The sequence below is a fragment of the Candidimonas nitroreducens genome (genome assembly GCF_002209565.1).
GTDB classification, from domain to species: Bacteria; Pseudomonadota; Gammaproteobacteria; order Burkholderiales; family Burkholderiaceae_B; genus Candidimonas; species Candidimonas nitroreducens.
Window position 1 is genome coordinate 312,875 of sequence record NZ_NJIH01000009.1, and the last position, 22,218, is coordinate 335,092.

General features: G+C 63.8%; 25 protein-coding genes and 1 pseudogene. 15 read left to right on the top strand and 11 right to left on the bottom strand.

What is annotated here, in order from left to right; translation table 11 throughout:
- Positions 1-59 precede the first annotated feature (59 nt).
- Both CEY11_RS17130 and CEY11_RS17135 read right to left on the bottom strand, forming a co-directional pair.
- Positions 60-458, bottom strand: a complete 399-nt coding sequence (locus CEY11_RS17130; RefSeq protein WP_088604619.1) for a VOC family protein — start codon at positions 456-458, stop codon at positions 60-62.
- Between the two features lie 17 nt (positions 459-475).
- Entirely contained in the window at positions 476-1,054 is a 579-nt protein-coding gene (locus CEY11_RS17135) for a DJ-1/PfpI family protein (protein ID WP_088604685.1), read from the bottom strand.
- 458 nt (positions 1,055-1,512) lie between these two features.
- Here CEY11_RS17135 and CEY11_RS17140 point away from each other — a divergent pair, with 458 nt between their 5' ends.
- Positions 1,513-1,923: a hemerythrin domain-containing protein gene (locus CEY11_RS17140; protein ID WP_088604620.1), complete on the top strand. Its 411-nt coding sequence runs from the start codon at positions 1,513-1,515 to the stop codon at positions 1,921-1,923.
- Positions 1,924-1,941: 18 nt separating this feature from the next.
- On the opposite strand, the pseudogene CEY11_RS17145 reads toward CEY11_RS17140, so the two are convergent.
- Together CEY11_RS17145 and CEY11_RS17150 are read right to left on the bottom strand one after the other, a co-directional pair.
- Positions 1,942-2,255: pseudogene (locus CEY11_RS17145) on the bottom strand (helix-turn-helix domain-containing protein).
- An 11-nt stretch (positions 2,256-2,266) separates the two neighbouring features.
- Positions 2,267-3,166 (bottom strand): LysR family transcriptional regulator, encoded by a 900-nt coding sequence (locus CEY11_RS17150; protein ID WP_088604621.1) that lies wholly within the window; start codon positions 3,164-3,166, stop codon positions 2,267-2,269.
- A 104-nt stretch (positions 3,167-3,270) separates the two neighbouring features.
- Between CEY11_RS17150 and CEY11_RS17155 the strand changes: the two genes are divergently transcribed.
- From CEY11_RS17155 to CEY11_RS17200, 10 genes are all read left to right on the top strand, one after another.
- Complete coding sequence (locus CEY11_RS17155) at positions 3,271-4,149, top strand: amidohydrolase family protein (protein ID WP_088604622.1); 879 nt, start codon at positions 3,271-3,273, stop codon at positions 4,147-4,149.
- A 134-nt stretch (positions 4,150-4,283) separates the two neighbouring features.
- Entirely contained in the window at positions 4,284-4,880 is a 597-nt protein-coding gene (locus tag CEY11_RS25575) for a DUF4286 family protein (protein ID WP_198958926.1), read from the top strand.
- A 15-nt stretch (positions 4,881-4,895) separates the two neighbouring features.
- Positions 4,896-5,495 carry a carboxymuconolactone decarboxylase family protein gene (locus tag CEY11_RS17165; protein WP_198958927.1) on the top strand — a complete coding sequence of 200 codons (600 nt, stop codon included), beginning with the start codon at positions 4,896-4,898 and terminating at the stop codon, positions 5,493-5,495.
- A gap of 32 nt (positions 5,496-5,527) precedes the next feature.
- Positions 5,528-6,328, top strand: coding sequence for an SDR family NAD(P)-dependent oxidoreductase (locus tag CEY11_RS17170; RefSeq protein WP_088604687.1), 801 nt, complete (start codon positions 5,528-5,530; stop codon positions 6,326-6,328).
- A 44-nt stretch (positions 6,329-6,372) separates the two neighbouring features.
- On the top strand, positions 6,373-7,347 hold the full coding sequence (locus CEY11_RS17175; protein WP_088604623.1) for a Bug family tripartite tricarboxylate transporter substrate binding protein: 975 nt from the start codon (positions 6,373-6,375) through the stop codon (positions 7,345-7,347).
- 185 nt (positions 7,348-7,532) lie between these two features.
- Complete coding sequence (locus CEY11_RS17180; protein WP_088604624.1) at positions 7,533-8,273, top strand: GntR family transcriptional regulator; 741 nt, start codon at positions 7,533-7,535, stop codon at positions 8,271-8,273.
- A 79-nt stretch (positions 8,274-8,352) separates the two neighbouring features.
- Positions 8,353-9,696: an MFS transporter gene (locus CEY11_RS17185; RefSeq protein ID WP_233154933.1), complete on the top strand. Its 1,344-nt coding sequence runs from the start codon at positions 8,353-8,355 to the stop codon at positions 9,694-9,696.
- A 25-nt stretch (positions 9,697-9,721) separates the two neighbouring features.
- Positions 9,722-10,591 (top strand): isocitrate lyase/PEP mutase family protein, encoded by an 870-nt coding sequence (locus tag CEY11_RS17190; protein WP_088604626.1) that lies wholly within the window; start codon positions 9,722-9,724, stop codon positions 10,589-10,591.
- A 326-nt stretch (positions 10,592-10,917) separates the two neighbouring features.
- Positions 10,918-11,214, top strand: coding sequence for a type II toxin-antitoxin system MqsR family toxin (locus CEY11_RS17195; RefSeq protein WP_088604627.1), 297 nt, complete (start codon positions 10,918-10,920; stop codon positions 11,212-11,214).
- 2 nt (positions 11,215-11,216) lie between these two features.
- Complete coding sequence (locus CEY11_RS17200) at positions 11,217-11,618, top strand: type II toxin-antitoxin system MqsA family antitoxin (RefSeq protein WP_088604628.1); 402 nt, start codon at positions 11,217-11,219, stop codon at positions 11,616-11,618.
- An 18-nt stretch (positions 11,619-11,636) separates the two neighbouring features.
- Here the strand turns inward: CEY11_RS17200 and CEY11_RS17205 are convergent, their stop codons facing one another.
- The 3 genes from CEY11_RS17205 to CEY11_RS17215 all read right to left on the bottom strand — a co-directional run bounded on the left by CEY11_RS17205 (position 11,637) and on the right by CEY11_RS17215 (position 14,581).
- The gene (locus CEY11_RS17205; protein ID WP_088604629.1) at positions 11,637-12,584 is read right to left on the bottom strand and encodes an alpha/beta hydrolase family protein; all 948 of its coding nucleotides are present in this window, start codon (positions 12,582-12,584) and stop codon (positions 11,637-11,639) included.
- A gap of 127 nt (positions 12,585-12,711) precedes the next feature.
- Positions 12,712-13,956 carry an ABC transporter substrate-binding protein gene (locus CEY11_RS17210; protein ID WP_088604630.1) on the bottom strand — a complete coding sequence of 415 codons (1,245 nt, stop codon included), beginning with the start codon at positions 13,954-13,956 and terminating at the stop codon, positions 12,712-12,714.
- Positions 13,957-14,050: 94 nt separating this feature from the next.
- A complete protein-coding gene (locus CEY11_RS17215) occupies positions 14,051-14,581 on the bottom strand; it encodes a C40 family peptidase (RefSeq protein WP_088604631.1) in 531 nt (176 codons plus the stop codon).
- On the opposite strand from CEY11_RS17215, the gene CEY11_RS17220 reads away from it, so the two are divergent.
- Together CEY11_RS17220 and CEY11_RS17225 are read left to right on the top strand one after the other, a co-directional pair.
- Positions 14,582-15,073: a DUF3293 domain-containing protein gene (locus tag CEY11_RS17220; RefSeq protein ID WP_233154934.1), complete on the top strand. Its 492-nt coding sequence runs from the start codon at positions 14,582-14,584 to the stop codon at positions 15,071-15,073.
- A 123-nt stretch (positions 15,074-15,196) separates the two neighbouring features.
- Positions 15,197-15,718, top strand: coding sequence for a DUF2306 domain-containing protein (locus CEY11_RS17225; RefSeq protein ID WP_088604632.1), 522 nt, complete (start codon positions 15,197-15,199; stop codon positions 15,716-15,718).
- A 49-nt stretch (positions 15,719-15,767) separates the two neighbouring features.
- Here CEY11_RS17225 and CEY11_RS17230 read toward each other — a convergent pair whose 3' ends face one another.
- The 4 genes from CEY11_RS17230 to CEY11_RS17245 all read right to left on the bottom strand — a co-directional run bounded on the left by CEY11_RS17230 (position 15,768) and on the right by CEY11_RS17245 (position 19,790).
- Entirely contained in the window at positions 15,768-16,847 is a 1,080-nt protein-coding gene (locus CEY11_RS17230; protein WP_088604633.1) for a Bug family tripartite tricarboxylate transporter substrate binding protein, read from the bottom strand.
- A gap of 27 nt (positions 16,848-16,874) precedes the next feature.
- Positions 16,875-17,417 (bottom strand): 3-isopropylmalate dehydratase small subunit, encoded by a 543-nt coding sequence (locus tag CEY11_RS17235; protein ID WP_088604634.1) that lies wholly within the window; start codon positions 17,415-17,417, stop codon positions 16,875-16,877.
- Complete coding sequence (locus CEY11_RS17240) at positions 17,410-18,720, bottom strand: 3-isopropylmalate dehydratase large subunit (protein ID WP_088604635.1); 1,311 nt, start codon at positions 18,718-18,720, stop codon at positions 17,410-17,412. Before CEY11_RS17240 ends, CEY11_RS17235 begins: the two co-directional genes overlap by 8 nt.
- Before the next feature lie 173 nt (positions 18,721-18,893).
- Complete coding sequence (locus tag CEY11_RS17245) at positions 18,894-19,790, bottom strand: LysR family transcriptional regulator (RefSeq protein ID WP_158215354.1); 897 nt, start codon at positions 19,788-19,790, stop codon at positions 18,894-18,896.
- Positions 19,791-20,034: 244 nt separating this feature from the next.
- Here CEY11_RS17245 and CEY11_RS17250 point away from each other — a divergent pair, with 244 nt between their 5' ends.
- Positions 20,035-20,994 carry a M14 family metallopeptidase gene (locus tag CEY11_RS17250; protein ID WP_088604637.1) on the top strand — a complete coding sequence of 320 codons (960 nt, stop codon included), beginning with the start codon at positions 20,035-20,037 and terminating at the stop codon, positions 20,992-20,994.
- 60 nt (positions 20,995-21,054) lie between these two features.
- Positions 21,055-22,218: a M20 family metallopeptidase gene (locus tag CEY11_RS17255; RefSeq protein WP_088604689.1), complete on the top strand. Its 1,164-nt coding sequence runs from the start codon at positions 21,055-21,057 to the stop codon at positions 22,216-22,218.

Below are 22,218 nucleotides of genomic sequence, written 5' to 3' on the forward strand. Positions count from 1 at the left end.
TGAATGGCGCTCCTGTACGCAGTGCCATCGCGATTGCTGCCCTTGCCTGCGAGGGCTCGCTATTGGTAGTGCCCATGACGTTCTAGTACCTCGACTTTGTAGCCGTCCGGGTCTTGGATGAAGAAATATCGCGCCAGCAGCTGGCCGTCCGCGGCGTGGAATTCGCGCAATTCGTTCGGGCTCGAGCCCAGCTCGATCAGGTGGTTTCTTGCGCGCCGGGCGTCGTCGACCACAAAGGCGACGTGGCCGTAGCCGTCGCCATGTGTATAAGGTTCTTCGCGCCCCTTGTTCCAGGTCAGCTCGATTTCCGCTTCACTTTCGGCGTTGCGCAGATAAACCAGGGAAAAGTCGTCGAAGTCGAGCCGGTGGCTGATGGCCATGCCGAATGCCTGCTCATAGAAGGCCAACGAGCGCTCGAGATCCCGCACGCGGATCATCGTGTGTATGAGTTTCGCCATGCCTGTGCCCCTACGGGTCAGAGGGAGATGCGCGCGCCGAGCAGCGCGATGAACTTGTTCAGCCACTCGCAATGGGCCGTCCATGCCGGAGCGGTCACGAACTGGCCGTCGACTATTGCTTCGGTCCATGCGAGTTCGACGTATTCGGCCTGGGCAAGCCTGACTTCGGGTGCGCATGCGGGATACGCCGAGATCCGTTTGCCGGCAATGACACCGGCGGCGCTCAATAACTGTGCGCCGTGGCAGACGGAGGCGATCGGCTTGCCGGCGTGGGCGAAGTCGCGGATGACTTCGAGTACTCTGGCGTTGAGCCGCAGGTATTCGGGGGCCCGTCCGCCTGGCAGCAGCAGGGCGTCGTAGGCGGCCGCGTCGACATCCGAGAAGCTCGCGTTCAGGGTGAAATTGTGTCCGCGTTTCTCGCTGTAAGTTTGATCGCCCTCGAAATCGTGAATTGCCGTGCGGATCTGGTCGCCGGACTTCTTGTCGGGGGTGGCCACGTGGACGACATAGCCGAGCGCGCCCAGCGCTTGAACCGGCACCATCAGTTCGTAGTCTTCCACATAGTCGCCCGCCAGTACCAGGATCTTCTTGGACATGTTCATTTCTCCGTTCGATAATTGATTGCCGGTCGTTGCATCGCTAGGCGGCCGGCGGCGTGAGCGGCGCCGATGCGCATTCGCCGCCGCTGCGGGGTAAAGGACATTGCAGCGACAGCCTTTGGGCAACAGGGATGTCCGGGCCGTCATTCGTCGGCGTCATGCTGCGGCGCGCAATGCCGTGGCCGCTTTCATCACGACGTTTCCACAAGTTTAAGTAGCTGACTCGCCGGGCTGGTAATAACGGGTTAAAGCGGTTCCTAGGGCTTTCACTAGGCACTGCTTGCGCCAAATCTGCTTTAAAGATTCCTGCCGCCCGGCCGTTAAGTCAAAGGCGGAGCCAGGTCCGCCCTGTTTGGCTTCGTACGCAGCACCCCCTTCCGGTTCCCCTCACGTTCCGGAAGGGGCTTATTCCAAGGCGCGTGACCCACGCGCCTGCGAGTATTCCGGAAGAGGCCATGGATATAGCCAGATTCAAACTGCAGCACGTCGAGATCCTGGACAGCATCGCCAGGCTGCGCGAGCACGCGCGTGCCGGCATCGTCGAGCACGCGGCCGACATCGCCGGGCTGGTGGTGTCGATGAGTTCGATCATCAAGGTGCACCTGGCGGTGGAAGACCGCATGCTGTACCCCGCGGTGCAGAAGCAGGCCGACCGCGCCTTGGCCGAAATGGGCCGGGCCTACCAGGAAGAAATGCAGAAGATCGCCGCGGCCTACATCGATTTCTCGCGCCGCTGGAACACCGCCGCCCAGGTGGCGCGCGACCCCGAGCAGTTCCGCGCGCAGGCCAACACCGTGCTCAAGGCCGTGTACCAGCGCATGCAAAAAGAAAACCGCGAGTTCTACCCGGCGATCGAGGCGATGTAGGGCGGAGCGTGCGCCGGATCAGGCGGCCACAGTGATGCCCGGCGTTTTTGTGCGGCGCGCCGGCTGCACGACGATTTTCACTTGTTGGTCGAGCGACACCAGCGCCTGCATCAGGCGCTCCAGAGAAATATTCTGCAGTTTGTAGCGGCGCACCTGGGAGACCTTGGGTTGGCTATGCCGGTGATTGCTGCCGTTTCCGCTTGGCTGAGGCCGCGCTGATCGATCAGTTGGTTGAGCTTGAGTGCAAGCGCGGCCTTCGCGGATAGCTCTTCGGCATCGTAAAAACCCAGATCCCGCAAGACATTATCGGTACCGCGAGGCTGGCCGACCAGAATGCTGCGCCCTACACCATGCACTTGGCCATGTCTATCCCACGCAGGATATGCGCCGCGGTTTCGGTGAGTTGGCGTTCCTGGCCGTGGATGGGCGTGGCCAGCACCAGGTTGTTGCGGATGGCGGGGTCGTGGATGGTGGAGCAGGCCAGGGCGCGGTGCTGCGGGATGTCGTGCAGCGCGGAGCGCGGAATGATGGTGCATATACGGTCGTAGGCGACGGTTTGCACTGCCGTCTGCACCACATCGACTTCGGCGACGATTTGCAGTGCCACGTCCAGATCCGTGCAGGCGTCTTCGACCAGCATGCGTATGGAATTGGGCCGGCTGGGCAGCACCAGCGGATAGCGCCCCAGGTCGCGCGCCGCGATGCGCCGCGGCGGGGCCGGGCGCAGCGTGCGGGCGTAGGCGACGACCATGTCTTCGCGGTACAGGGTCTCGCACGATAGGGTGGCCGCCGGCAGCGGGTCGTACAGCAGTGCCAGATCGATGCGGCCCTTGATGAGCCAGCCGCGCATGTCGGCGCTCAGGCCTTCGGCGATGCTGATCGAAGAGCCGGGCGCCTGGGCGCGAAAGGCCTGCACGATCAAGGGTGTCAGGCGCCGTGCCACGCGCGGGGGCAGGCCCAGCCGCAGCTTGCCGCGGTCGGGCGAACGAAAATTGCGCAGATCCTGCCTGGCGTGCGCGGCCAGCCGCTGCAGCGCGCGGGCGTGGTTCAGGAAGCGCAGCCCGGCCTCGGTGGGTTCGACCCCGCGCCCCGTGCGGCGCAGCAGGTGCTGGCCCAATTCTTGTTCCAGCGCCTGCACCCGGCGGCTGACCGAAGGCTGCGACACTTCGAGGATGTCGACGGCCCGCGAAAAGCTCCGCTGTTCGCATACGACGATGAAATAGTCGATCTGTTTCAAGTCCATACCGAGATGATATACGTTTTCTGCATATCAGAAATCCTCTCCGCCTGCTTGCCGCGCCGGGCGCCGGCAGGGCATCATGACGCCGTTACGACTAGGGATTCGTCATGGCCGATTACGCTCCTCCACGCACCGATATTCAGGCGCCGCTGCGCGCGCTGCCGGCGCGATCCTGCGATGCGCATTGCCACATTTTCGGCCCCGCCGCAGTATTCCCGTATGCCGAGCCGCGGCCCTATACGCCGCCCGATGCGCCTTACGAAAAACTGCTGGCTATGCACGCCAAGCTGGGCCTGCAGCGCACCGTGCTGGTGCAGGCTGCCTGCCATGGCTATGACATGTCGGCGGTGCTGGCGGCCATCGCTTCCAGCCGCGGCCAGACCCGCGGGGTGGCGTTGTTGCCGCCGGGGGTACAAGACGACGAGGTCGCCCGCCTGCACCAGGGTGGCATACGCGGCGCGCGTTTCCATTACATGTCGCATCTGGACGGCACGCCGCGCGCCGAAGTCGAGCGCGTCGCAAGCCTGATCGCGCCGCACGGCTGGCATCTGTGCCTGCACGGCGACGAAGATTCCCTGGCGGGTGTGCTGCCCTGGTTCCTGCAACTGGGCGTGCCGATCGTGGTCGACCACATGGCGCGGGTGGCGGCCGACAAAGGCCTGGACAACCCCAATTTCCAGGCCTTGCTGGCCTTGAAGGGCCGGCCCGGCGCCTGGGTGAAGATTTCGGGCATAGACCGCGTTTCCAGCAGCGGCAAGCGGCCGTTCGCCGATGGCCGGCCTTATATCGCCGCGCTAATCGAGCACATGCCGGGGCAGCTGCTGTGGGGTACCGACTGGCCGCATCCGCGGGTGCACGGCGACATGCCGGACGACGGCGAGTCGATCAATACCTTGCTCGAACTCTGTCCGGACGAGGGCATCTTGGAACGCATCCTGGTGCGCAATCCCCAAGGGCTGTATGGCTTCGACGATCCTGAACAATGAGAAGCACGCGAAACGGGAAGAATCGCGCGCAAGACATATATGAAGCACATATATAAATCGAACGTGTGCAGTCATGGCCGCGGGTACGCGTACTGGCACGGACACACGGACACAATACTGGCGGCGACAAGACCATGAGCATCATGCCCGACACTCTGATCAAACTGGCGGGGCGGCACGCGCCGCAGGCCTTGCGCCTTGCGCTGGGCGCGGTGCTGAGCCCCGAACAGCTAGGCACGCTGGACGTGCTGCACGCCGATGGAGCCGAGCTGACCTATGCCTACCTGGGCCTGGCCGCAGACGCCGGCCGGGAATCGGCGAACCCCGATACCGCGGCGCAGCGCGACGCCGTGCTGCGTGCCTGCGTGGGTCTGTGCCCCCAGCCCGAATTGGTCGGCCTGCAGTGCACGCTGGATCTGCCCGGCCATTCCGCTGGCAATTGCGCCGAATGGCACTACATTGTAGAAACTGACGTGCGCCCGCAAGCCGAAGACGATTTCAACGCCTGGTACAACACGGAACACATGCCCGGCCTGGCGGCCGTGCCCGGCACCGCGTGGGCGCGGCGCTACCTGGGCACGGCCGCGCCGCGCCACTACGCCGCCTATGATCTGGCGTCGCGAGAGGCCTTTGGCTCCGAGCCCTGGGTCGCGGTACGGGCCACCGACTGGAGCAGCCGGGTCAGGCCGAATTTCTACAACACCCGGCGAACCATGTTCCGCAGGCCCTAACCCAAAGGTGACGCAATGTCCGAAGCCGACAACACCGGCCGCGGCCGCCACCCCAGGCTGCAGCCGCCGGCGCCCGAGCAGATGAACGAACACCAGCGCCGTGTGCATCAGGCCATCGTATCGGGGCCGCGCGGCCAGGTGCGCGGGCCCTTGGCCATCTGGCTGCATCGTCCCGGGTTGGCCGAGCAGGCCCAGGCCCTGGGCCGGTATTGCCGCTACGACTCCAGCCTGCCGCCGCGCCTGTCCGAACTGGCTATCCTGACTGTGGCGGCGTGCTGGCGCGCGGAGTTCGAATGGTGGGCTCACGAGCCCATCGCGCTGCAGGCGGGAATCAGTAAAGAGGCCGTCGGCGCATTGGCTGCGGGCGACGTACCGCCCCTGCGGCAGGCCGATGAGCGCATGGTGTACGAGTTCGTGCATACCTTGATAGAGCAGCGCTCGGTGCCGCAGCCTTTATATGAAAGTGCGCTGCAGACACTGGGCCGGGACGCGGTGGTGGATCTGGTCGGCTTGGCCGGCTATTACACGCTGGTGTCGATGACGCTGAATGTTTTCGAAGTCGAGCCGCAGGTCGCGGATCGCGTGCCAGTGTTTGGCGGCGCGGCCCAGGCTTGAAGGCGCGGCAGAACCAAACGGGGGAAGATATCGTGGCGGGTCGATTGCAGGACAAGGTGGCGATTGTGACGGGGGCCGGCAGCGTCGGGCCGGGCTGGGGCAATGGCCGCGCCATTGCGTACCGTTTTGCCCAGGAAGGCGCGCGGGTGTTTGCCGTGGATCTGAATCCGCAGGCGCTAGAAGAGACAGTGCGGCGCGTGCGCGAGCTAGGCGGTGAAATCCGCACGCATATTGCCGACGTGACCTCCGATGCGGCGATCCAGAGCATGGTGCAGGCCTGCATCCAGGCCTGGGGCCGGGTGGACGTGCTGGTCAATAATGTGGGCGGCTCGCGCAAGGGCGGGCCGGTGGCGCTTTCCGAAGCCGATTGGGACGCGCAGCTCGACTACAACCTGAAGAGCGTCTTCCTGGCGTGCAAGCATGTGCTGCCGCACATGCAAGAGCAGGGCGGGGGCGCCATCGTCAACATCGCGTCGACCTCGGGCATACGCTGGACGGGCTCCGCGCAGGTGGGCTATGCCAGTGCCAAGGCCGGCGTAATCCAGTTCACCCGCGTGGTGGCGGTGGAATACGCCCCCATGCGCATACGCTGCAATTGTGTGATCCCGGGCCAGCTCCATACGCCGATGGTCGAGGTCAGGCTGGCCGGGCAACGGGCGGGCGGCAATGTCGAGCAGTTGCTGGCGCAGCGCCAGTCGCGCATTCCGCTGCCTTTCATGGGCGATGGCATGGACACGGCCAATGCGGCCTTGTTTCTGGCCTCGGAGGAAGCAAGGTTCGTCACCGGAACCGAGCTCAGAGTCGACGGCGGCATGAGCGCGCGCTGCGACTGAATACAAACCGACAGACCCCGGCGCTAGCGGGGAAGGGAGACATCATGACCAAGCTGTATAACGCATTGCTGCGCAAGATCGCGCTGGGCCTGTGCCTGGGCACAGCCGCGCTGGCCGCCCAGGCGGCTCCGCCCACCACCATCGTCGTGGCGTTCCCGCCGGGCGGCCCGGCCGACACGCTGGCGCGCGTGCTTGCCAAGGAGCTCGAGCCCAGCCTCGGCGCCACGGTCATCGTCGAGAACAAGCCCGGCGGCAACGGCGCCATCGCGGCCAACTTCGCCAAGCGCGCTGCGCCCGACGGCCGCACGCTGTTTCTCAGTTCGGCCGGCGCCATCGCCATCAACCCAACGCTGTACAAGCACCTGAGCTACGATCCGGCCAAGGATTTCCTGCCGATATCCCTGCTGATCTCCACGCCCGAGGTGCTGGTCGTGCCGGAGTCCAGCAAGGCTCATTCGGTCGAGCAATTCCTTGCCATGGCCAAGAGCAAGCCCGACGGCGTGACGCTTTCTTCCTCGGGCATAGGCAGCATGCCGCACATGGCGATTTCGCTGCTGCGCATTGCCACTGATGCGAAGATCTTGCACGTGCCCTACAAAGGCGCGGCGCCCGCCATACGCGATACCGTGGCTGGCCAGGTGGGCGGCTTTTTCGGCGACATCTCGGGCCTGCTGCCCTTCATTCACGACCACAAGCTGCGCGCCATCGGCATCGCCGCCGACAAGCGTTCGCCTCGGCTGCCCGAGGTGCCGACCTTCGATGAACTCGGCATCAAGCACGTGCACGCCAGCAACTGGTACGGCATCTTCGCGCCGGCCGGCACGTCCGCTGCCACTATCGCCACGCTGAATAAGGCCATGGTCACGGCCATGAAGAGCCAGGCTGCGCGCCATTATGCCGATACCTCGGGCGTAGAGATCTCCACCGGCACACCGGCCCAGTTCCAGCAGCTGATCGACAACGACTCCAAGAAGTGGGGCGACCTCATCAAGGCCGAGCACATCACCGTCAACGAGTAAGGCCAAGGCCCGGCACGCCGGCGCGGCGGCACGGGCCATATTTCAAGGCACCTTGCCCGCGTCCTAAGCTGCCCGCGCGCCTGCATGCCACGTCATTTCCCCATCCGCCGGGCACCCGGCGGATAAAAATCGTATGCAATCCTGGAAAATTTCTGCTTAAATAGGCAAAATTTTTCCAGGATTGTATGCAAAACTCAGAAGCCTCCGCGCATTTGATGAGCCGTTCGGTGCATGCCGCCTACGAGTTCATCACACGCGAAATCGAGGAAGGCCGCCTGCAGGCGGGCGGCTTCATCCGCGAGGAAACCATAGCCGAGCGCCTCGGCGTCAGCCGTACCCCGGTGCGCGAGGCGCTGCGCATACTGGCGGCCGAAGGCTGGCTGGAAATCAAGAAGAACCAGGGCGTGCGCGTCAACACCTGGAGCGCGCGGCATGTGCGCGAGATCTTCGACGCTCGCGTGTTGATCGAGCCTTATCTGGTGGGGCAGGCCGTGCCGCGCATCACGGCGCAAGACCTGGATGAGCTTGTCCGCCTGGCCGAAGACATGGCCGGCAACCGCGGCTCTGCGCCCGAGGCGGTGACGCGCCGCCAGGTCGCCAACGACCGCTTCCACATGCTGTTGACCGAGCGTTCCGACAACCAGGTGCTATGCGCCTCGCTGAATGCGATCAAAAAGATTCCGCTCATCAAGTGGACGTTCCGCGGCTATACCGAGCCAGAGCGCCTGCGCAGCAACGCGCAGCACTTCGACATGATAGAGGCGATCCGGGCCGGCGATGCGGAACTGGCGCAGGCCATCATGAAAAACCACATCCTGCATGGCAGGAGTTCGATGCTGGGGAATCTGGACAAGGAAAGCGCGCCGACGCCGAAGAAGCCGCGAGCGGCGCAGCCCCGGCGTGGGGCGACGGGCAAGCGTAGCTGACACAACACCTGGCCGATACGGAAATGCAACAGGCAGGTAGGCAACCGGCGTACACCAGCAAATACACAGGAGGATGACAATGCAAACGGGTGCAAGCACGGCAGACATCGGAGCGCGGCTCGACCGGCTTCCGATAGGGGGGTTCCACAAACGCATCATCTGGCTCATCGGCGCCGGGATGTTCTTCGATTCTTTCGACATTTATCTGGCCGGAGGCGTGCTGGGGGCGCTGGTCAAGAGCGGCTGGTCGAACATCGCGTCGAACGCTTCGTTCCTGTCCATGACCTTTATCGGCATGCTGATCGGCGCCCTGGCCGCCGGCTACCTGGGCGACGCCAGGGGGCGCAAGTTCAGCTACCAGTTCAATCTGGCCATATTCGGCATCGCCTCACTGGCCGGGGCGTTCGCGCCCTCGATGAACTGGCTGATCGTGTGCCGTTTCTTCATGGGCCTGGGCCTGGGTGCCGAGATCGTCATCGGCTACGGCTGCCTGGGCGAGTTCGTACCGCCGGGCGTGCGCGGCAAATGGTCCGCCTATTTGTCGCTGATCACCAATTCGGCGCTGTTTTTCTCGACGCTGCTGGGCTATCTGATCATTCCGCACCTGAGCTGGCGCGTGATGTTCGCCATTGCTGGGGTCGGCGCGCTGATCGTCTGGTACCTGCGCCGCAAAATGCCTGAATCGCCGCGCTGGCTGAAGTCGCGCGGGCGAGACGCCGAGGCGGAACGCGTCATGGCCGGGATAGAAAGTGAATTCGACGCGTCCCGGCTGCCCGCGCCGCAGCCGGTGCCGGCCGCCCCGGAGAGCCGGCTCGGCAGCGTGGCGCTGTTCAAGCCGCCGTACCTGCGCCGCACGGTGCTGGGCATATGCGTGCACGTCGTGGTCAATATCGTCATCTACGGCTTCATCGTCTGGGTGCCCACCTTCCTGGTCAAGCAGGGGCTGGGGGTGTCCTCGTCGCTGGGCTACGCCACGCTGATGTCGCTGGGCGGGCCGGCCGGTGCGCTCATCGGAGCGCTGGTTTCCGACCGCATAGGGCGCAAGTACGGCATCGCCCTGGTCTGCCTGCTGGCGGCGATCACCGGATGGCTGTACCTGTCGTCTTCTTCGATCTACATGGCGACGCTGCTGGGCTTCATCCTGTTCACGCTGACCTATCTGCTGGTGGCGCTGGGCGTGGCCACTTACGTGCCCGAACTGTTTCCCACCGACGTGCGCCTGCGCGGCAACGGCGTGGCCAACACGGTCGGGCGCGTGGCCGGCATCATCACTCCGCAGCTCATCGTCACGCTGTTCGCCACGGGCGGAGTCAACGGCGTGTTGACCCTGATCATAGGGGCGCTGCTGTTCCTGGTCGTGATCATGCTGCTGCTGGGCATCGAGACCCGCAAGCGGACGCTGGAGGAAATCGACAAGCTGTAATTTTTGGAAGCAGGAGCAAGAAAGCATGAGCACTCTGAAACAGAAACTCGCGGGCGACGAAATACTGGTTGCCCCCGGCATCTACGACCTGATCTCGGTGAAGCTGGCCGACCGCATGGGCTTCGATTGCCTATACATGACCGGGTTCGGCTCGGTGGCCTCGTACCTGGGGCTGCCCGATGCCGGGCTGGCGTCTTATACCGACATGCTCAACCGCGTATCGGCGTTCTGCGGCGCCAGCGGCACGCCCATTATTTGCGACGGCGACACCGGCTACGGCGGGCTGCTCAACGTGGCTCACACCGTGCAGGGCTACGAGCGGGCCGGCGCCGCGGGCATACAGCTCGAAGACCAGGAGTTCCCCAAGAAGTGCGGCCACACGCGCGGGCGGCGCGTCACTGCCGCGCAGGACATGGTCAGGAAGCTGAAGGTCGCGGCCGAAAGCCGCAGCAGTTCCGACTTTCTGATCGTGGCGCGCACCGACGCGCGTACCTCGCTGGGCCTGGACGAAGCCCTGCGGCGCGCCGAGCAGTACGCCAAGGCGGGCGCCGACGTGCTGTTCATCGAGTCGCCCGAGTCGGAAAAAGAGCTTGAAATCATAGGCAGGTCTTTCGACCTGCCGCTGCTGGTCAATATCGTCGAGGGCGGCCGCACGCCGCAGCTCACCCCGCAGGAATTGCAGTCCCTCGGGTTCTCGCTGGCCATCTATCCGGTAGCCGGTCTGTTGGCCGCCGTGCGGGCGCTGGAAAAGGCCTACGCTCCCATCCTCGCGCGCCGCGGCACCCGCGAGCTCGAAGGCAAGGAGCTGTATTCATTTGAAGACTTGTGCCTGCTGATGGGCTTCCAACGGGTCTGGGAGTTCGACGCGCAGCACGCGGAAGACGGCGGGCAATAAAGAGCGCTTCGCAATCCTCTTTCGTCTTTTTTGAGGCAAGACGGGGCCGGGTACATACAGGTACGCCGGCCCTTGTCATTCGTGCAGCCGCCTATATTGGGTGGGGCGGGAAAGTCCCGGTCAATGGGACGACGTCACCGCTTATGCGCTATGTTCACGACAGCATCTATATGGCCTTGTTCGTGTTCCGACGCAGGGCTCCCGGCCTTGCGTATCCCATGCCCTGGTTGGGGTTGGGGCCTGTTGGCCATAAGCGCCGGGTCAGAGTTGCCGAAGCGTAACGGTTAACCAACTTGCCAAAATTAACCTTATAGGTTAAATTCATCTTGGAAAAGCACACGCCTCACTGCAAGTTGCCGGTGGTCAGGGCTTTGGTCAAGGCCGGCAAAATTAAAGCTACGTTCTCGGCCTTGAGCGGCGGAGCAGCGTTGGGGCTGGATTTCAGCAATATGGTCGATATTGTCATGTCGCTGACTTCTCGGGATTTTCACAAGAGCATGACGACACATGCCGACCATCGTATCTGGCAGGATGTATACCGCCCCCTGACGATAGCCGGCAGCGTTTATCTGAAGCTGACCGTCATCGACGATGTGTTGATCGTATCGTTCAAGGATCTATAGCCATGAAATGTCCAGCCTGCGGGGCTGCCGAGCTGGTGCGGGAGGTTCGCGATCTGCCGTATGTCTACAAGGGCGAGACGACGGTCATCCCCGCTGTGGCGGGCCGGTACTGCCCAGCGTGCGGGGAGGGTGTATTTGGGGCGGCCGAATCGAAGCGGCTCAGCGCGGCAATGCTGGCCTTCAACCGCCAGGTCAATGCCTCGATCTTCGATCCCGATTTTGTCGCGCATGTGCGCAAGAAGCTGGCGCTCGATCAGCGCGAGGCGGCGCAGATCTTCGGCGGCGGCGTCAATGCCTTCTCGCGCTATGAAACCGGCAAGACCAAACCGCCGCTGGCTCTGCTGCAGTTGCTCAAGCTGCTGGATCGCCATCCCGAGCTGTTGAGCGAGGTTCGGGCAGCCTGACATGGCGGCGCAGGCCGCTCAATACCGCTGCAGCAGCCACTCTCCGACCCGCTGGGCGAGTTCGTCGCTGTTGTCGTCCATCATCAGCATGTGCGAATTGCCGCGGATGCCCATGCGCGGCAATTCCCACCAGTCGGCCTCGATGCCGGCGCGCAGCAGGGAGTCGCGGAATTCGATGCCGCGGCGCGTAAGCATCTGCCAGGTGGGCGTGGCGTCCAGGTAGTCGCCGTAGACGAACAGGCAGGCGCTGGCGCCCAGGGCCGGCACTTCGCCCGGACGGCAGAAACCCGAGGGCTCGATCGCGACCATGCCGCGCACCAGGTCGGGGCGGCGCGCCGCGGCGCGAAACGCCACCTCGCCGCCGTGGCTGTGCGTCATCAGCAGGCAAGGGCCGATGCGCTCCAGTGCCGCGCACAGCGTATCGGCCGCGGTGTCGTTGTTCGACAGCCAGCGCGGCACGGCGGTCTGGATGAAGGTGTCCAGGTGTTCGGCCGGAAAGCGCTGGCCTTCGAAGGGCCGGCGCGCCTGGAAGTCGCCCGCCGCGCCGAAGCGGAACAGGCTCCAGGCCTCTTCGGCGCTGCGTACGATCGGGGCGTCGGGCCAGACGCCGGGGAAGGGCGCCCAGCCGGCCCGGCCGCGCTCGACGTTGTCGATGATATAGACCGGGAAGCCTTGCGCGACGAAGGCCTGGGCCCAGCCGTCGCGGCCGTCGGGCGTGTGTTCCCACATGGTGCCGCACATGCCGCCGCCATGCAGCATGGCCAGCGGCAGCGCGCAGCGCGGCTCGGCCGGTATGAAGTACTGCACATAGGCCTGCTCGATATGGAACAGGCCGTTGGGGTCGTATTCGTACGGCGCGGTCTGCGTGAAGGATATGGTGCGCACCGGCTGGCCGCTGATGCGGATCTGCCTGCCGCCGGCGTAGAAGCTGCCGAAGCGGGCGACGCCGTGGGTTTTCGGGTTCATCGTTCGCTCATTGGTATGAAGGCGTGCGCGTGCATGGTATCAGGCATGTGCCCGTGCATGCACGGGCATTCCCGCGTTCGGGGCGGCACGCGGCCAGGCGTGCCGGCCATGGCGGCCCCGCATGCCCTTACTTGCCGTCGTGCTTGACCAGCGGGCAGGTGCTGTCGGCCAGCGGCCATACCAGATCCTTGCCGGGGATGGTGGCGACGATATGGTAGTAGTCCCAGGGCCTGGTGGATTGCTCGGGCGTCTTGACCTGGGCCAGCAGCATGTCGCGCACCACCAGGCCGTCCGGGCGCAGGTGGGCATGGCTGCTGAACGGATCGTCGATGGGCAGCTTGCGCATCTCGGCCATCACCTTGTCGGCGTCGTCGCTGCCCGCGGCCTTGACCGCCTGCAGATAGTGCCGCACCGATCCGTACACGCCGGCCTGCAGGAAGGTCGGGGGCTTGCCCACGCGCGCCTCGAATTTCTTGGTGAAAGCGCGCGTGCCGTCGTTGGCGTCCCAATACGACGGCGTGGTCAGGTAGGTGCCCTGTGCGGTTTTCAGGCCCAGGCTGTGCACGTCGGTGATCATCAGCAGCATGGCGGCAAGCTTCTGGCCACCCTTGCCGATGCCGAATTCGGCGGCCTGCTTGATGGCATTGATGGTGTCTCCGCCGGCGTTGGCCAGCGCGATGATCTGCGCCTTCGAGCCTTGCGCCTGCAGCAGGAAGGAGGAAAAGTCCGAGGCGTTCAGCGGGTGGTAGATCGTGCCCAGCACCTTGCCGCCATTGGCCTTGACCACGTCGGACGTGTCCTTGGCCAGCTGCTTGCCGAAGGCATAGTCGCTGGCCAGTATGAACCAGCTCTTCTGGCCGGTCTTGACCACGGCGCTGGCGGTGCCGCGCGCCAGCGCATAAGTGGTGTAAGTCCATTGCACGCCGTAGGGCGAGCACTGCGCCTGGCTCAGCGCCGTCGTGCCGGCGCTGGAGAACATGACGATCTTCTTCTTGGCGCGCGCGATGTTCTGCACCGCCAGGGCCACCGAGGAATTCGGCAGATCCACGATCACGTCCACGCCGTCGACGTCGTACCATTTGCGGGCGATGGACGCGCCGATGTCGGGCTTGTGCTGGTGATCGGCGGCGATGACTTCGATGTGCCGCCCCAATACGCTGCCGCCGGCTTCTTCCGCGGCGATGCGGGCGGCCTCCACCGAGCCCTTGCCGGTGGCGTCGGCCACCACGCCCGACAGGTCGGTGAGCACGCCTATCTTGATGGGCGGGGCGTTCTGGGCCGGCTTGGCGGCGGGCGTCTGCGCCAGGCCGGGCGCGGACAGGCACAACAAGGCGCCGGCCGACAGCGCGGCGGCGTAGGAACTCAGTTTCATGGCGGGTCTCCTCCTGGATGAACTTTGTGAGTAGAGTAATTAGTAATTTCGGCCCGTTGCCGGTGGATGGGGTCGGCGGCCCCGCCCCTTGCGTTCATTCCCGGAACAGCGTGCGCGCGCCTTCGTAGCGGCGCGCGAAATAAGGGCTGTGCAGGGAATTGATGCGTACCTGTCCGCCCGAGGACGGCGCATTGACGAACTGGCCGTTGCCCACGTAGATGCCCATGTGCGAATAAGAACTGTGCAGGGTATTGAAGAACACGAAGTCGCCCACGCTGAGCTCGCCGCGCGGCACCGGGCGGCTGATTTCGGCTATTTCTTTGGTGTTGTGCGGCAGCGCATTGCGCGTGGCGGTCTCGAAGACGTAGCCGATCAGCCCGCTGCAGTCGAACCCGGTGTCGGGGCTGGCGCCGCCGTAGCGGTAGCGCGTGCCGATCAGGCCCATGGCCGTCAGGACTACGTCCTGGCGCTTGCTGGCGTCGATGCTGATGTGGCGGTACGCGGCCAGGCTGCTGCCGCGCCTGGGCCCCGATTCGCCGGCGCAGCCCGCCAGCAGCGCCGCAACGAGGCCTGCGGTAAGTAGTCGGCAGAGTCTGGCGCGCGTTGCGCGCGGCGGGTGCTCCATATGCGAATTATGGTAGCGTTGCGCCTTATAGACAATAGCCGCCTGGGCGCCGACAACGATCCCGTGACCGATACTTCGATTCCTGCTGATACGCTGCGGGCCTACCGGGAGACGCATTACGTCGTGACTGGGCTGGAGCACGGCTTCACATTGCGCATCGACAGGCCCAGTGCTGCGCTGGGCACCCTGTACCAGAGCCGCGGCGTGGACAGCGCGGCCTTCGTCACGGCCTGCAATCCCCAGGGCCGCCTGCTGGATGATGCCGCCAACGCACGAGCCCAGGAGCGCCTGCGCGGCGAGCTGGATGCCCGGGCCCTGGCGTATTTCGCCGGAGAAGGGCGGCATCCCCGCGGCGGCTGGCCTGCCGAGGCGAGCTTTCTGGTGCTGGGCCTGACACAGCAAGAGGCAGCCACGCTGGGCCGCCGCTGGCAGCAGAACGCCGTGGTCTGCTGTGGCGCTGATACCGTTGCGCGGCTGGTGTTGCTGCGCTGAAAGAGCAGTGCCGTCGAGGGCACGGGCCATGCACGTGGCGGACGAGGTTGACATCGTGTCGATAGCGCGCAGAATAAGGCTCATGCCTCGTCCGTTGTGGAAGAGCCTGACAAGGAGCCTGTCATGAGCCTTGCCCCTCTCGATTCCGCCTCCGTGGTCATCCAGGTACATGCCTGGGCAGCCATATTCGCCTTGGCTCTAGGCATTGTGGTGCTGGCGCGCAGAAAAGGCAGCCCCAGCCATCGCTGGTCGGGGCGCGTCTGGGCGGTGGCCATGCTGGTCACCGTGCTGTCGTCGTTTTTCATCCACGAGTTGCGCACCTGGGGGCAATGGAGCCCCATCCACATCCTGTCGGCCGTCACGCTGGTGCTGCTGGTGCGCGCCTACGTCGCCATCCGGCGGCGCAAGGTGCAGCTGCATGCCGAACTTATGAAGGCCACTTTCTACAACGCGCTGCTGCTGGCCACTTTCTTCACCTTCCTGCCCGGGCGCATCATGCACGACGTGGTGTTCGGCCCGTCGCCCGAGGCGGCCGGCGCCGTGCCCATGTGGGTATGGATCGTCGGCGGGGTGATCGTGGTGCTGGGCGGGCGGCATTTCGCCGCCAAGTGGCGCAAGACGCGCACGGGCGTCGCCGCCCAATGACGCCGGGCCTGCTGCCCGGCGTCGGTGTCGTGCCGGGCGAGAGCCCGCTTTAATTCAGGGTTATGCCTATAGCGTCGCCCATCGAATGCGCTTGTGCGACATACTTCCTGAACATGGTGTCGAGTTCTTCCGGTGTGCTCGACTTGGCCTGTGCTCCCACCACGGCAAAGCTTTCGCGAGCCTCGGGGGTTGCGATGATCTTGGCAATTTCTTTGCTCAGCTTGCTGCGGATTTCGTCGGGCGTGCCCGCAGGGACGAATGCCGCCTCCCAGTCATCGCCAATATCGCCGGTGAGCACGGCGATGGGGTTGGGTACCAGGCCTTTGGCGAGGCTCACCCCTCTTTCCGAGGTCGCGGCCAGAACCCGGATCTTGCCTTCGTGCGCAAGATGCAGCACGCTGGTGTTCGTTAAGATCGCGAATGTAAGGCGTCCTGCGACGACGTCGTTGAGAGCTTCCGACGTGCCGCGGTAGGCGATGTTGGTCGCCTTGAAACCGTGATTGTGGGCAAATATGGCGGAGTGCAGGTTGCTGGTGCTTCCGACACCCGGCGAGCCGTAATTTACGCCACCCTTCTGCGCTTTGGCATATGCCGTCAATTGGGCAATCGATGTGATCCCCAACTTGGAGGGCAGCAGCAAATAGCTGGGCATGAGGCCCAGTAGTCCAACCCCCGCCAAATCGTGCACGGCATTGAACGGCAGTTTGTGATCCAGCCCGGAACGCACGCCCAGGGCGCTTGGTGCAATCAAAACCGTGTAGCCATCGGGCTTGGAATGGATGACATGCCCCCAGCCAATCGCACCGCCCGCGCCGGAACGGTTTTCCACGACCACGGGAACCTTCCAGGCGGTGGAAAGGTGTTTCGCCACCAGGCGGGCCGCCAGATCCGTCGGCCCGCCTGGCGAGGTGGGCACGACGAAAGTGATCGGCCGGGAGGGATACTGTGCCGTGTTGTCTGCGGCCATACTGGCGGTGTCCGCAAATACCGCGGCCATGAATAGCGTTGCTATGAATGAATAACGAAGCTTGCCGATCGACATATGTTTTGCGAACGCTTCCCGGCCGGCCGGGCTTGTGCGCCCGGGCGGCCTTTCTGCGTTGTCTCCTTTATTGACGCCGTTGATCATGTGGATTCTTTTTGTTCCGCCGCCGAGCTAGTTTTCAAGCTTGGCCATGGAGCCGGTAGTGCGCCACCAGTGTTCGAGCCAGGCGATGGTGCCGCCTTTGGCGAGCAGATCCTGCAGCCCCTCGCGAACAGGAGGAAAGCTGTGCTCGATGCCGCGAGTGTGATTTATAAAAACCCCTGTCTGGAAGTTGGCTTCGATATCGTCGCCGTTTTCGCACAACAATGAAATGCCGTCACAGGGCGAAAGCACGCGCAAGCCTGTGCTGATTGCTTCGCGATAAGCCTGTACCGACATGGATTCGCAAAGCAGTCCCAGGCCGAGAGCCTGCATGGCAATGTAACCGGGCGCCTTCGACCCCATTCCGAAATTCCGGCCGGTAACGATCAGGTCGCCGGGTTTGCAGCGGGTGGAAAAGCCGGGGTCGGTTTCCTCGAAAAGACGGGGGATGAGTACCTTTGGATCGGTTTCCCGGGCCGTGACGAGGGATGCGGGAATGACGCCGCCTGGATGAGGTATGTTGTCTCCCAGCTTGTAGCAGCGCCCGCGAAGCGACCAGATGAACTCAGACATAAGCCGTCTCCATCTGCTTTTGCAATGCCGTATCGAATGACAACTCGCGCGAGTCCGCGATTTTTCCCAGCACGGCTGAAGCCGCCACTGTCATCGGGCTGCCCAGGAAGAGCTTCGCCTTCCTGGAACCGAAACGGCCCACATTGTTATTCGTGGCCGTGGAGATCGATACTTCGCCCGCGGCAACTGGGCCGACTACCGCGTCGTTGCAGGGGCCGCAGCCCGCCGGCAGGATCATCGCGCCGGCATCGAGAAAGATCTTTGCCAATCCATCTTCCGCCATGCGCTGGGTTGACCGTTCCGAGCCGGGTACGATGAACAGGCGTACGCCCGGTGCGACGTGCCGCCCTTTGATCAAGCTCGCCGCGCATAACAGGTCTTCGTACATGCCCGAGCCGCAAGATCCGATAAACGCATGATCCACGGGTGTGCCCACCACTTCGCTGACGTCGACCGAATTGCTAACCGCGCCCGGCAGTGCCACTTGCGGCTCGATGGCGGAAACGTCCATCTGGTAGCGTGCCTCGTAGTCCGCATCGGCATCGCTGAACACGGGTGTGAAGTCCATCTTCGCATGGCGCCTGCAGTAGGCCAGTACCTCTTCGCCCGGCGGAATGAAGATCCCCGCGGCCCGAAGCTCCACCGGGGTGCTGCACAGAGCCACTCTGGCGCCAAGCCCGAACTGATCCAGCTCGCCCGCGTATTCGAGCACCCGATAGTCCAGATCCATCGGAATCACACCACTCTTGATACAACGGGCCAGGTAGAAGCCTACGTCTCGGGCCTGCACACCCGATTTCAATTGGCCACTGATTTCAAGCAGCACCGTTTTCGGCACCTCGACCCATGTCGTGCCGGTCGCCAGCACGCGAGAGATTTCCGCGCCGGCCCTCAGACCGAATGCTCCGACTGCCCCCGAGTTGGCCGCATGGAAATCATTGTCGAAATAGAACATGCCGGGTAGTAATAGGCCTTGCTCTATGGGAAAGATATGGCCGTGCCCGCCCTGGCCGGCGTCGTAAAACTTGCCCACGCCCCACTGGGCGGCCGCCTTGCGGTTGAACGCGCCACGATCGGCGGCCCGCTGATTGCCGTACACGACGTCGTGGTCGGTCACCATCATCACTTTTTTGGCGGCGGTCAGGCGCGTGATCCCGATCTGGTCAAGTTTTTCTTTATTTTCGCGCACTACCACATCGTGAATCACTACCCGGTCGGGGTTGGGATACACGACGTCACCCGCACGAACGCCGGGGCGCCCGCTGGCTCGGCCCAGCACCTTTTCGACAGCCGTAAACCCCATGTCGCATCTCCACTCTATCGGTTGACGGATGAGTGGCAAAGTTTATGCCGTGGGTTTTTATTAGTGAATCAATACAACGTTATGGAACAATAAGCGTTCGTTATGCAGTATTGGCCTTCCCGGCAGATTCGTGGCGCTATTGAAACCGGGTTCTTGCTTCGTCGAGGCCTGGCTCACCACTCTACTGAGTTCAGCGCTTCGACAAAGATTCGTATAAACGCCTGCGACGGCTCGGAAAGCGTAAATCCTGAACGCGTGATGACTTTCATGTCTCTTTTGATGATGGGATCGTGGACGGTTCTCAGAACCATCTGTGTGCCGGCGAGGGCGGGGCGGACACTGGAAGATACAATGGCTATACCAAGGCCTTTTCTGGCCAGTTCGATCGCGGTCAGCAAGCTGCTGGGCGCGTAGATCGGAGTAAGCGCCCGGTCGATCTCCAGCAGCGTGTCATTTACCGTGGCACGTGTCAGGCTTCCAGCGGACATGATGACTGGGCAGTGTATGACGTCGGCCCACGACACCCTGTTTTTATGGGCAAGGGCGTGGTCTGCCGCGCAAATCATCACCAGCTCGTCCTCGGCGATCGAGCGGCAATCCAGTCCCTTACTGGATTCCATGCCGAATCCCAGGCCGAATTCCACCTCGTTCGAGTGCATTTCCGCAACCAGCCTTTCGTTGGTGCACTCGCGGAATACGGCAGTCACCCTGGGATAAAGATTATGGAACGATTTCAGCACGTCGGGCAGCAGCGTGGTGGCCAGAGTTGGCGTCAAAGCCAGGCTTACGCTGGAAGGGTAGTCGGTCAGTCCGCCTTTACCTATGGAAAGGATGGTTTTGGAGTCGTTAAGAATCCGTTCCGCGATGGGTAATAGCAGAAGGCCGTTGGCCGTGATATTCAAGTTCCGGGGTGTCCGTTCGGCCAGCTTGACACCCAGCTTTTCCTCCAGTTTTTTGATCAGGATGCTTAATCCCGCCTGGCTGATATTGAGCTGGCTGGCTGCTTTGGAAAAGCTGCCCATGCGCACCAGGCACACGAATGCCTCTAACTGTCTGATGTTTAAATTCATGACATGCTCTGGAAGCCTGACTTGGTCGAACCCAAAAACCATCAAAAGCTTCGACCCAGATCGAAAATCATGCCTGCATTTATATAATGTGCGCTTACTGCTTACAATTTTCTATTGATGTGTTTATAAGGTGCAAACTGCGGCCGTGTCCAGCTTCGCTTGCCGTACTGCTTGTGCCATCGGTGCTTCGCTTGCGCTTTCGCGACTAATTTAGAATTGGAATCAGCTCACCAGGGGCCTGCTGATGAACTCTACCGAGACCACGCCGCGTCCGTTCGAACTCGCCTGTCCGGATTTGTCCGCCGAGCGGCGCGGCAATACCGATACCGCCGGTGTCTGGCATTTCGATTCGGGCGAGCCCGGCAGGCCGGTCATGCTTACCGCGCTGGTGCATGGCAACGAGCTGTGCGGCGCCTGGGCGCTCAAGACCTTTTTGGGCAGCGGCCTGCAGCCGCGCCGCGGCACGCTGACCCTGGCCTTTTGCAATCTGGCGGCATTCGATCGCTTCGACCGCCAGGACTACCTGCCTTCGCGTTTCGTCGACGAAGATTTCAACCGGGTCTGGAGCCCCGACAAGCTGTCCGATCCGGGCAGCAGCGAGCGCCGCCGCGCCGTTGAAATCCGGCCCTGGGTAGAGCGCGCCGACTGGCTCATGGACTTCCATTCCATGTCCTTGTCCGAAGTGCCCTTGCAGATGTCGGGCGTGCAGCAGCGCAATATCGACCTGGCGCTGAAGCTGGGTACGCCCGCCACCATCATTGCCGATGCGGGCCACGCTGCTGGGGTACGCATGCGCGACTACGGCCGTCACGGCGAGCCGGGCGAAAACGGCACGCGCTCTTTGCTGATCGAGTGCGGTTTCCATGGCGCGCCCGAGACGCGCGACGTGGCCATCGACCAGATGGCGCGCTTCCTGGTCGAGGCCGGCAGCGTCGATCGCGCCGACGTGCCGCCCGGCTGGTTCGCGCCCGACGCCCCGCGCCAGCGCGCGTTCAAGGTCACCGAGGCCGTGGCCACCCCCAGCGGCAGGTTCCGCTATGCCCAGCCCTGGAAAGGCCTGGAGATCCTGCCGGCCGGCACGCTCATAGGCTGGGAGGACGAACAGTCCGTGGTGGCGCCTTATGACGACTGTGTGCTGATCATGCCGGCGGCCAACTTGCGGCCCGGCGTGACCGTGCTGCGGCTGGCGCAGATCGTCGCTTGAGCATCGCCGCCTGTATATTTTTTGCCATGACCACGTGACCACATGACCAAGACATCCGACATGAATTCGCTTCCACGCTCCTCGGCATCGCCGGCCCGCGGCGCAGCCGACACCGAGCAACTGGTCGCCGGCATCCAGGAATGGATCCGCTGCGAATCCCCCTCGAATTCGCCGGCGGGGGTGGCCGCCATGGCAGAGCGGGTGCGGGCGCAGGCTGCTGCCGCCGGGTTGCGTACCGAAGTCACGCCGCTGGGCGAAGAGGTCGGGCCGCTGCTGTACGTGGGCAACCGCGCGCCCGATGACGGCCGGCCGGGCATATTGATTCTGGGCCATCTGGATACCGTGCATCCCATCGGCACGCTGCAGGAAAACCCATGCCGCATCGAAGACGACCGCCTGTATGGGCCGGGCGTCTACGACATGAAGGCCGGCATCTATCTTGCGCTGGCAGCCCTGGGCGGCCTGGCGCAGGCCGGTACTACGCGCCTGCCCGTGGATTTTCTCATGGTGCCCGACGAAGAGACCGGCAGCCACGCCTCGCGGCCTTCCATAGAGCGCTATGCGGCGCGCGCCAAATATGCCTTGGTGTGCGAGCCGGCGCGCCCCAACGGCGGCAAGTGCGTCACCGCCCGCAAGGGCACGGGCATGCTGCGCCTGGGGGTGAAAGGGCGGCCCGCGCATGCCGGCATGCAGCACGAGAAAGGCCGCAGCGCCATCCGCGAGATGGCGCACCAGGTGCTGGCGCTGGAAGCCATGACCGATTATCCCAGTGGCATCACGGTCAGCGTCGGCACGATCGCCGGCGGCACTGTTACCAACACCGTGCCGGCGCAATGCCGCTGCGTGGTGGATTTCCGCGTGCCGACCATGGGTGCCGCCGAGACCGTGTTGCGCCGCATGCGCAGCCTGTGCGCCATCGGCCCCGATGTCGAGCTCGACATAGACGTAGAGCTGAACCGGCCGCCCATGGAAAAAACCCCGGCCTCGGCCGCTTTGCTGGCGCAGGTGCAAAGCTATGCGCAGCAGGCCGGCTTCGCGCTGGAAGACGCGCCCATGACGGGCGGCGGCAGCGACGCCAACTTTACCTCGGCCATGGGCGTGCCCACGCTCGACGGCCTGGGTGCCGACGGCGACGGCGCGCATACCCTGCAGGAATACGTGCTGGTTTCCACCTTGTCGCAGCGCCGCGATTTCTGGTCGCTGCTATTGCGGCAGATGGAGTGA